A 1,427-nucleotide genomic window follows, 5' to 3' on the forward strand; every position below is an offset into this window, starting at 1 on the left:
GATCGTGTCCCAGGGAGTGGTGTAGCTGACGGTTTGGTCGCCGCGCTCTCCGGCAAGGGGCCGGGATGATCAGCGTGCCACAGCTGGCAGGCTGATGAGGGGATCATCGCTCATTTGGCTGATGGTTTCCAGTGTCATGTATCTGGCGCGCTGGACGGCCCATTCATCGTTCTGCTCGAGCAGGATCGCGCCGACGAGGCGGACGATGGCGTCATCGTTTGGGAAGATGCCAACGACCTCGGTCCTGCGCTTGATCTCGCCGTTGAGGCGCTCGATCGGGTTTGTGCTATGGAGCTTGACGCGGTGCTCCTTGGGGAAGGTCATGTAGGCCAGCACGTCGGGCTCAGCATCGTCCATGATGGTGGCGAGCTTGGGCACCTTAGGGCGGATCTGGTCGGCGACGGCACGCCATTGGGCGCTCGCGGCTTCCGATGTCTCCTGGGCGAAGGCTGTGGCGATGAAGGCCGAGACGACACGGCGCCCGCTCTTTCCGGCATGGGCCAGCACGTTCCTCATGAAGTGGACGCGGCAGCGTTGCCATGTCGCGCACAGCACCTTGGTGACGGCCGCCTTGAGGCCTTCATGCGCGTCGGAGACAACGAGCTTGACGCCACGCAGGCCACGACGTGTGAGCTTGCGCAGGAACTCCGTCCAGATCGGCTCGGCTTCCGACGTGCCAATCTCCATGCCCAGGACCTCGCGCCGGCCGTCCGCGTTGACGCCGACGGCGATGATGACGGCGACCGAGACGATGCGTCCGCCGCGGCGCACCTTCAGGTAGGTGGCGTCGATCCACAGATAGGGCCAGTCGCCCTCGATGGGTCTTTCGAGGAACGCCTTGACCTTGCCGTCGATCTCCTCGCACAGCCGGCTGACCTGGCTCTTCGAGATGCCGCTCATGCCCATGGCCTTGACCAGGTCGTCGACCGAGCGTGTCGAGATGCCCTGGACGTAGGCTTCCTGGATGACGGCGGTCAGCGCCTTCTCGGCCATGCGGCGCGGTTCGAGGAAGCCGGGGAAGTAGGAACCCTTCCTGAGCTTGGGGATGCGCAGTTCGACGGTGCCGGCGCGCGTCTCCCAGTCGCGCTCGCGATAGCCGTTGCGCTGGGCCGTGCGCAACGGGTTCTTCTCGCCATAGGCGGCGCCGGTCGCGGCTCCAACCTCCAGCTCCATCAGCCGCTCGGCGGCAAAGCCAATCATCTCGCGCAAAAGATCGGAATCCGGAGTCTTCTCCACGAGCGAGCGCAGGTTCATCATGTCGTCGGTCATCGATGGTTCCTTCGAATCAGGTTGGTGTCAGCAACCCGACCTTACCGGCGAACTGTCGATGACCACCGCAAAGCAGCTCGCTCGCTACAGCGCTGTTGAGGGCGCGCTCGCGAGCGGCTTCGCTACCGCCGAGCTACACCACCTGTGGGGACGCGACC

The 1,427-nt window shown here is 64.7% G+C and carries 1 protein-coding gene; it reads right to left on the bottom strand.

Annotation, left to right across the window (positions count from 1 at the left end; all coding sequences use genetic code 11):
* Window positions 1-69: 69 nt before the first annotated feature.
* A complete protein-coding gene (locus tag O7A61_RS32190; RefSeq protein ID WP_337133173.1) occupies window positions 70-1,269 on the bottom strand; it encodes an IS256 family transposase in 1,200 nt (399 codons plus the stop codon).
* Between the last annotated feature and the right edge of the window lie 158 nt (window positions 1,270-1,427).

It is taken from the genome of Mesorhizobium sp. Cs1321R2N1, from assembly GCF_037179725.1.
In the GTDB taxonomy this organism is placed as follows: Bacteria; Pseudomonadota; Alphaproteobacteria; order Rhizobiales; family Rhizobiaceae; genus Mesorhizobium; species Mesorhizobium salmacidum.